Consider the following 7,655-nt stretch of genomic DNA (forward strand, 5'->3'; position numbering starts at 1 on the left):
GCTCGCTGAAGAACACCCCACCCCGCTCCAGGAAGTGGGGCAGCAGGCGGGCCTGGGCCGGGTCCAACGCGTCCAGCGCCGACCCCAGGAACGCCCAGGTCTCCCCTCCCGCATCCAGCGCGCCCCAGTGACACGCCCGGTCCACGCCCGCCGCCGCTCCGGAGACCACCCCCACCCCGCCCTCGGCCACCTGACGGGCCAGCGAGCGGGCGAACGGCAGGAAGCCCTGGTCCGGACGCCGGCTGCCCACCATCGCCACCCGCCGGCGCGGGGGGCCCGGCTGGCCCCGGAAGAACAGCAGCGGCGGCGCATCCTCGACGTCCCGCAGCCGCTCCGGGTAGGCCCGCTCGTCGCAGAACGCCACCCGCGTGCCGCTCGTCCGACACAGCTCCAGGAGTCGCTCCGCCACGGCCGGCAGCCCCGCCACCGCCGCCAGCCGCTGGCGGACCTGTGGGGAAACCGGCGCGTCGGACACCCAGTCCCGTACAGGAGTCGAGGCCAGGGGCGCCAGGCGACCGTCGGCGAACGCGCGCAGGGCGACCAGCGTCCTCGGCCCCAGGCCGGGAACGGCCCAGAGCGCCAGGCACGCCTGCTGCTCCGCCGTGAGGCTGTCCGTCTCAGCGTCCGCCATACCGACCCCCACTCGAGACCCACCTATATAGAAGATGGGTCCCCTGGGAGGGGCGCGACACATAAACACCGGGCCGCCACCGGTCAAGCACTCAACCCCTCCGGCGTGGAGGGGGATGCACTTTTCCTGCCGGACTCAGCGGCTGGCGCTGGTCGCCGGCGCGGCGCCGCTCGGACGCATGAGCGCGCGATCTCCCGTGGAGACCTCTTCCAGGGAGTTCATCATGAGGCAGTTGTTCGTGCGCTCCTTCACCTCGGTCACCATGCACGTGCCGATGCGCTCCCAGGGCAGCGCCTTGTCCGCCTCCGACTGGGCCGGCACGACCTTCTTGCCCAGCACCGCGCGCGCCGGATCCCCCTGGCGCAGGATGACGAAGGTGTTGCCCAGCTGCACGCCGTCCGCGCTGCCCTTGTCCAGGACGATGGTGTTGTGCTCGCCCAGGAGCGTCAGGTACGGCACCAGCGAGGTGATGACCGTGGCGTTGAGGTCCTTGGAGTTCGTGTTCGGACGCGGGGCCACGCGCTCGGTGAGCTTCTCGCCGTAGGGGCCCACCAGGAAGCCGCGCTCGATGCCGTCCCAGGTGTCGACGATCTGCGCCGTCACCAGGCCCTTGTCCACGCGCACCACGCGCAGCGTGCCCGCGAAGTCCGTCAGGTAGCCCAGCTTGGCGCCCGTGCGCGGGTGGTGCACCGCCTGCGTGGTGTGGAACACGACGTAGCGGTCGCCCACCTTCGCGTCCGCCTTGCGCTTGAAGCGCACGTAGACGTTGTCCGGGAAGGACAGCATGTGCGCGCCGTTGGGCGAGCCCTCGATGCGGCCCGCCTCGTCCAGCTCACGCGGCGTCACGAAGCCCTGCGTCGTCACGGGGCGCGACGAGGACACGTCGTAGCCGATCTTCCCCGTCACGGTGACGGTGTTGTCGGCGAGCTCCGTGGGCGCGACCACGTCCCCGGGGTCCTGCTCGGTCTCCACGCGCTGGGGGACCTCCTCGCCGGAGCCGAAGAAGCGCACCTGGTTGCCCGGGTAGATCCAATGCGGGTTGGCGATCTCCGGGTTGTAGGACCAGACCTTCGGCCAGTACCAGGGGCTGTCCAGGTAGCGCTGGGACAGGTCCCACAGCGTGTCGCCCTCCTGCACCGTGTGGACGGTGCCCGGCGCGCTCTCGCGGCCCCTGGGCGCGCCCGGGGGCAGCTGCACGGTGGTGCCACCGGAAGGAGGCTCGGGGGCCTCGTCCATGACGTCGGCGCCTTCAGTCTCTCCGCCAGCCTCCGTGTCGTCCTGCTCGCCACCCTCCTGCTGCGCGAGCGCGCTCCAGGCGGGGGCGACGGCGAGGCTCAACATCAGCGAGGTGAGGATCCGGGAGCGCATCGCACGACTTCCTTTCGATGAAGACTTCACTGCGAGAGCGCGGCGAGCCGCTGCTCCGCCTGCGTGGCGGCGGCCGTCCCCGGGAACTGGGTGACGACGCGCGTGTAGAGAGCCCGGGCATCCGCGGCCTGGTTGAGCCGCACCCGACACTCGGCGAGCCGGAGCATGCCGTCCAACACGGCGTCCCCGGCGGGATAGGTGGCGATCAGCCGCTCGAACGTGCTGGCGGCGTCCTTGAAGTCGTTGAGCCCCATCTGCCCCAGCCCGCTGAAGTACAGCGCGTTGTCCGCGCGCGGGTGGCGGGGGTTCTCCTCGGAGAAGCGGCGCAGGCGCTGCACGCCCCCCTCCACGTTGCCGGTGCGCAGCATGGACACGTACTTCTCGTAGTCCGCGTCGAGCACGTCCGGGTCCGGCTGGTCCGCGGGGTCTTCGCCCCGCGTGCTCACCATGGTGGCGCCGCCCGACGAGGAGATGGAGGCCACGGGCGCGGAGTCCTCGCCCACCGGGCTGATGAACATCTCCATCTGCTCGGAGTCCGGCTCCACCACCGCCACCTGCGTGTTCAGCCTGGGCGCGGGCTCGAAGCGCGGCTTGAGCTTCACCACGGACAGCTCCGGCGTGGACATCAGCGCCCCACCCGACTCCACCGCCGTGACGGGCACCGTCGCGGAGGAAGCGGGCCGGGCGGCGCTGGGAGCCGTGCGCGCGCGGTCCACCGCGGCGTGGGCCTCCAGGCGCTCCAACCGCTCCACCAGCCGGGACTGCGACTCACGCAGCGCGCGCACCTCGGCCGTCAGCGCCCCGACGTCCGCCTGGGAGGCGGCGTTGTTGGCACAGGCACACAGCGCGCACAGCGGCGCGGCGACGAGCAGGCGGAAGATGACGGAGCGCGCGAGCACGGGCCTCGATGGACGCAAGGGAATTCCCCCGCGAGGATAGGAAGGCACGTCCAAGAGCGTCAAGAAAACGGCCGGAAGCCGCCCCTAGAACCGGTTCACCACCAGGTTCAGGTGCCGTCCGGTGCGCCCCGCGTCACGGCGGTGGGAGAAGAACCGCGAGGGCTCGCACGCGGTACAGGCCTGTAGCACGTCCACGTGCTCCGGCCGCAGCCCCGCGCCCACCAGCGACCTCCGCACCGCCCGGCTCAGGTCCAGCCGGACGCGGCCAGAGCGTTCCACCTCCACGACGTCCGCGCCGAAGCGCTGCGTGAAGCGCTGCCCCAGCTCCCTCGACACCTCGTAGCAGCAGCGCTGGATGGAAGGCCCCACCGCCGCGAGCAGCCGCTCCGGCCGGGCCCCCCGCGCCACCAGCGCCTCCACGGCGCGCGCGCTGATGAGCAGGTCCGTCCCCTTCCACCCCGAGTGGATCGCCGCCACGCGCCGCCCGTCCGGGTCCACCAACACCACCGGCACACAGTCCGCCGTCCCCACCGCCACCCAGGTGCCAGGGACTTGCGTCCACAGCGCGTCCGCCTCGCCCTCCACCGGCCGCAGGGCTTCATCCACCTGCTCGACGCGCGCCTCCAGCACCACGTCGCCATGCACTTGTGACACGCGGGACAGCGCGCCCAGCGGAGCCCCCGCCGCGCCCGCGAGCCGGCGCAGGTTCTCCTCCACCATCTCGCGCGCGTCTCCGGTGGAGAAACCCAGGTTCAGCGAGGAGAACGGGCCTTCGGACACTCCCCCCGCGCGCGTCGCGAAGCCGTGAGGGACTGGGAGCAGTCGGGACGTCAGCAACTCAATCGACATGGGGAAGCCTCTTCTAACCTCCCCTCCCCGCGCGACGCACGCGGACGTCGGCTCGCGCCAGCCGGATGCGCCAACGGAATGATAAATTTCCCATGGAAGTACGTTTGACAGTCCGCGTCAGCCCATTGACAATTCCGCGGACTCTTCGTGAAACGAGTGTCGTCTTTTCGAACGAAGTGACGCGAACGCGCCATGCCCCTGGGTCCCGACACCGTAGGCCGGAAGCTCCTCTGGAGCATCGCTCTGCCGGGCCTGGTGGTGGCGCTGCTGGGGGTCGGTCACTTCTGGCGCGAGGCCCGGGTGGCGGTGCAGGACGCCACGCAGGTGGAGTCGCTCGCGCTCGCGGAGTTCGTCGCCTCCACCTTCATGCTGCCGCAGCCTCCTGGCGCCGCGGCGCACGGGGCGGTGACGGAGGTGCTGCACTCGGACACGCGGCTGTTCCGCTCGGTCGAGGACGTGCGCGTGCTGACGGCGGACGGCATCATCCGCTGGTCTCGCAACCCGTCCGAGGTGGGCACCAGGCACCGCGAGGCCGCCAGGCTCACCCGCCCCGGGCCGGAGACGGCGCGCTCGGCGGACGGCGTCACGGAGGTGGTGCGCCCCCTGGGCGGACCGGAGTGCGGCGGCTGTCACACGCGCGGCGAGGTCCCTGGCGAGAGCGTGCTGCAGATGCGGATGTTGGAGCCCGCGCTGCACCAGCAGCTCACGCACGTGTTCGGCGGCGCGCTGGCGTCCATGGCGCTGTTCGCCATCCTGCTCGCGCTGGTCATCGCGCTCTCGCTGCACTTCAACCTCACGCGGCCGCTGCGTCGGCTGAGCGCGGCGATGGGGCGCGCGGAGGCCGGAGACCTGCTGGTGCGCGCGGACGTGCGCGGCACGGATGAAATCGCCCGGCTGGGCGCCGCCTTCAACCAGATGCTCGCGCGGCTCACCGCCATGAAGGCGGAGGAGATCGACACCCACCGAGATCTGGAGCTGGTGAAGGAGAAGCTCGCGCTCAAGGACGAGCTCGAGGACCGCCTGCGGGAGCTGTCGCTGCTGTTCGACATCACCCGCTCGCTCAATGACACGCTGGAGCTGGACGAGCTGCTCGACGGCGTCACCCGGCTGGTGGTGGAGCGGCTGCAGATCCCCGAGTTCTCCATCATGCTCCTCAACCCGGAGGGCGCGCTGGAGGTGCGGCAGGCGTGGCCGGAGCACCGTGGCTCGGAGGGCCTCACCTTCGCCCTGGGCGAGGGCGCGTGTGGCCGCGCGGCGCAGACGCACAAGGCGGTGTACCTGCCGGACGTGGCGGACCCGACGAGCATCTTCGCGCGCCGCGGGCTGTCGGCGGACGCGCTGAACACGGGCGCGCTGCTGGCGGTGCCCATGGTGCACGCGGGCACGCTCCTGGGCGTGGTGAACTTCCAGCGGCCGCACATCGCCAGCTTCTCCGCAGGCGAAATCGAGCTGCTCACCGCCGTGGCGGACATCGCCGCGGCCGCGGTGAAGAACGCGCGGCTGCACGCGGAGACGGTGAAGCTCACCATGACGGACCCGCTGACGGGGGTCCCCAACCGGCGCCACCTGTTCCAGCGCATGGAGCTGGAGCTGGCGCGGGCGCAGCGCTTCGGCACGCCCCTGGCGCTGCTCATGGTGGACGTGGACCACTTCAAGCGCCTCAATGACCTGGCGGGCCACCGCGTGGGCGACGAGACACTCCGCCGCGTCTGCGACATCCTGCGCACGCGCGTGCGCAAGGTGGACACGCTGGCGCGCTACGGCGGCGAGGAGTTCGTCCTGCTGCTGCCACAGACGACCAAGCAGGACGCCATGGACGTGGCGGAGAAGCTGCGGCGCGCGGTGGCGGAGCACCTGGTGCTCTCGCAGCCGGGGCTGCCCGGAGGACACGTCACCGTCTCCGTCGGCGTGTCCCACTTCCCCAGCGACGCCTCCACGCAGGAGGGCCTGGTCGACAGCGCGGACGCGGCCCTCTATTGCAGCAAGCGCACGGGCCGCAACCGCAGCACGGCGTTCGAGGTGGGGATGGAGATCCACCCCGGCCGTGAGCGCGGCCCCCATGCGCCTCCCGCGGAGGCCGCCGCGTCGACGCCTCCCGGTGGCGTCGCCAAGGCCTGAAACCGGGGTACCCCACCGCTTCAGCGCGACACGAGCGTGCGCACCGTGGGCAGCATCAGGTCCGCCCACTCCTCGTACCCCTCCTCCGAGGGATGGAACCCGTCCTGCGAGAAGAAGTGCGCCGAGCGCGGGAACATCTCCCGGCTGGCCGAGTGCAGGTCCACCAGGTGCAGCCCCTCCGCGCGCGCCACCTCGGCGATGGCGGCGTTGAAGGGCTCGATGCGGCCCTCATAGAGGGTGCTCGGCACCATCCGCGCAATCGGCGCCAGCGCCATGTCCGCGATGTTAACCAGCACGAGCGGCGCGCCGGTCTGCTTGAGCCTGCGAGCGATCCGCTCCAGGTCCTCGCGGAAGTCCTCCAGCGCGGTGCCGCGCCAGATGTCGTTGGTGCCCACGCCCAGGGTCACCAGCGTCGGCTGCGCGGCCACCGCCGCCTTGACCTGGCCGGTGAAGACATCCCGGATGCGCGCGCCGCTGACGCCCAGGTTCGTCAAGCCGAGTGACAGGCCATCACGGCGCAACCGCGAGGCGAGGCGCTCCGGATAGCCCCCTCCCCGCGTCGCGCCCACGCCCACCGCCGTGCTGTCTCCGAGCGAGACGTAGTTGACGCTCATGTGCGCCATCCCTCCGCTACGGCACGCGCAGCGCGCGCAGCAGGCGGCCACCACCCGGCCCCGTCACGCGCAGCAGCAGCGTGCTGCCCGCGGGCGCGGCGCGAATCGCCTTGGCCAGGTCATCCGCCCGGGCCACCGGCTTGCGATTGACCTCCACCACCAGCATGCCCGCCTCGAGCTGCGCGCGGTCCGCGGGAGAGCCAGGCACCACGTCGGTGATGAGCGCGCCCTGGCGGTCCGTGAAGCCCGCCTGCTGCGCCGTGCGCGCATCCAGGTTCTGCAGGCTGACGCCCACGCGGCGGGAGCTCTCCTGCGACTCGTCCCCGTCCTGCTTGCGCGCGGCCACGCCCTCCAGGTCCGGCCGCGTGCCGAGCGTCACCTTCACGTCCTGCTTCTTGCCCTCGCGGAACACCGTCAGCGTGGACGTGCTGCCCGGCCGCTTGAGCGCCACCGTGCGCGTGAGCTGGCCGCTGGACGTCACCTGCTGCCCGTCGATGGCGGTGACGACGTCGTCCGACTTCAGCCCCGCCTTCGCCGCGGGCGAGCCCGGGTTCACCTGCGTGAGGATGGCGCCCTCCGTGACGGGCAGCTTGAGCGCGCCCGCCAGGTCGCGCGTCAAGTCCTGGATGCCGACGCCCAGCCACGCGCGCGTGACGGCGCCGTCCTTCTCCAGCTGCGGCACCAGCGCCTTCACCAGGTTGCTGGGCACCGCGAAGCCGATGCCGGTGCCACCGCCGACGATGGCCGTGTTGATGCCGACGACCTCGCCCTTCATGTTGAACAGCGGACCACCGGAGTTGCCCGGGTTGATGGCGGCATCCGTCTGGAGGAACTCGTCGTACTGGCTCGCGCCGATGTCGCGGGCGCGCGCCGAGACGATGCCCAGGCTGACGCTGGAGGCCAGGCCGAACGGGTTGCCGATGGCGACCACCCAGTCCCCCACGCGCAGCGCGTCCGAGTCGCCCAGCTTCACCGTGGGCAGCCCCTCCACCTTGTCCTTGAGCTTCACCAGCGCGACGTCCGTCAGCGGATCCCTGCCCACCACGGTGCCGGCGAACGAGCGCCCGTCATCCAGGCGCACGGTGATGGAGACCGCGCCCTCCACCACGTGGTTGTTCGTGAGGACGATGCCCGTCGGCTCGATGATGAACCCCGAGCCCGCGCCCTGGCGCAGCG

Annotated in this window: 7 protein-coding genes; 1 reads left to right on the forward strand and 6 read right to left on the reverse strand. The window is 71.7% G+C overall.

The window, feature by feature from the left end:
* From FL311_RS38875 to pgeF, 4 genes are all read right to left on the reverse strand, one after another.
* A partial coding sequence (locus FL311_RS38875; RefSeq protein WP_194869555.1) for a DNA-processing protein DprA occupies positions 1-631 on the reverse strand: 631 nt, incomplete at its 3' end.
* Positions 632-766: 135 nt separating this feature from the next.
* Positions 767-1,999 carry a LysM peptidoglycan-binding domain-containing protein gene (locus FL311_RS38880; protein ID WP_194869556.1) on the reverse strand — a complete coding sequence of 411 codons (1,233 nt, stop codon included), beginning with the start codon at positions 1,997-1,999 and terminating at the stop codon, positions 767-769.
* A 26-nt stretch (positions 2,000-2,025) separates the two neighbouring features.
* The gene (locus tag FL311_RS38885) at positions 2,026-2,898 is read right to left on the reverse strand and encodes a tol-pal system YbgF family protein (RefSeq protein WP_141332706.1); all 873 of its coding nucleotides are present in this window, start codon (positions 2,896-2,898) and stop codon (positions 2,026-2,028) included.
* An 84-nt stretch (positions 2,899-2,982) separates the two neighbouring features.
* Positions 2,983-3,747, reverse strand: coding sequence for a peptidoglycan editing factor PgeF (gene pgeF, locus FL311_RS38890; protein WP_141332702.1), 765 nt, complete (start codon positions 3,745-3,747; stop codon positions 2,983-2,985).
* 192 nt (positions 3,748-3,939) lie between these two features.
* On the opposite strand from pgeF, the gene FL311_RS38895 reads away from it, so the two are divergent.
* The gene (locus tag FL311_RS38895; protein ID WP_141332703.1) at positions 3,940-5,865 is read left to right on the forward strand and encodes a diguanylate cyclase; all 1,926 of its coding nucleotides are present in this window, start codon (positions 3,940-3,942) and stop codon (positions 5,863-5,865) included.
* Positions 5,866-5,885: 20 nt separating this feature from the next.
* On the opposite strand, the gene FL311_RS38900 is transcribed toward FL311_RS38895, so the two are convergent.
* Together FL311_RS38900 and FL311_RS38905 are read right to left on the reverse strand one after the other, a co-directional pair.
* Entirely contained in the window at positions 5,886-6,479 is a 594-nt protein-coding gene (locus FL311_RS38900) for an SGNH/GDSL hydrolase family protein (RefSeq protein WP_141332704.1), read from the reverse strand.
* A 16-nt stretch (positions 6,480-6,495) separates the two neighbouring features.
* Positions 6,496-7,655 (reverse strand): trypsin-like peptidase domain-containing protein (locus FL311_RS38905; protein WP_141332705.1); only part of this gene is annotated, 1,160 nt, incomplete at its 5' end.

Source organism: Myxococcus sp. AB025B (assembly GCF_006518215.1).
In the GTDB taxonomy this organism is placed as follows: domain Bacteria; phylum Myxococcota; class Myxococcia; order Myxococcales; family Myxococcaceae; genus Myxococcus; species Myxococcus fulvus.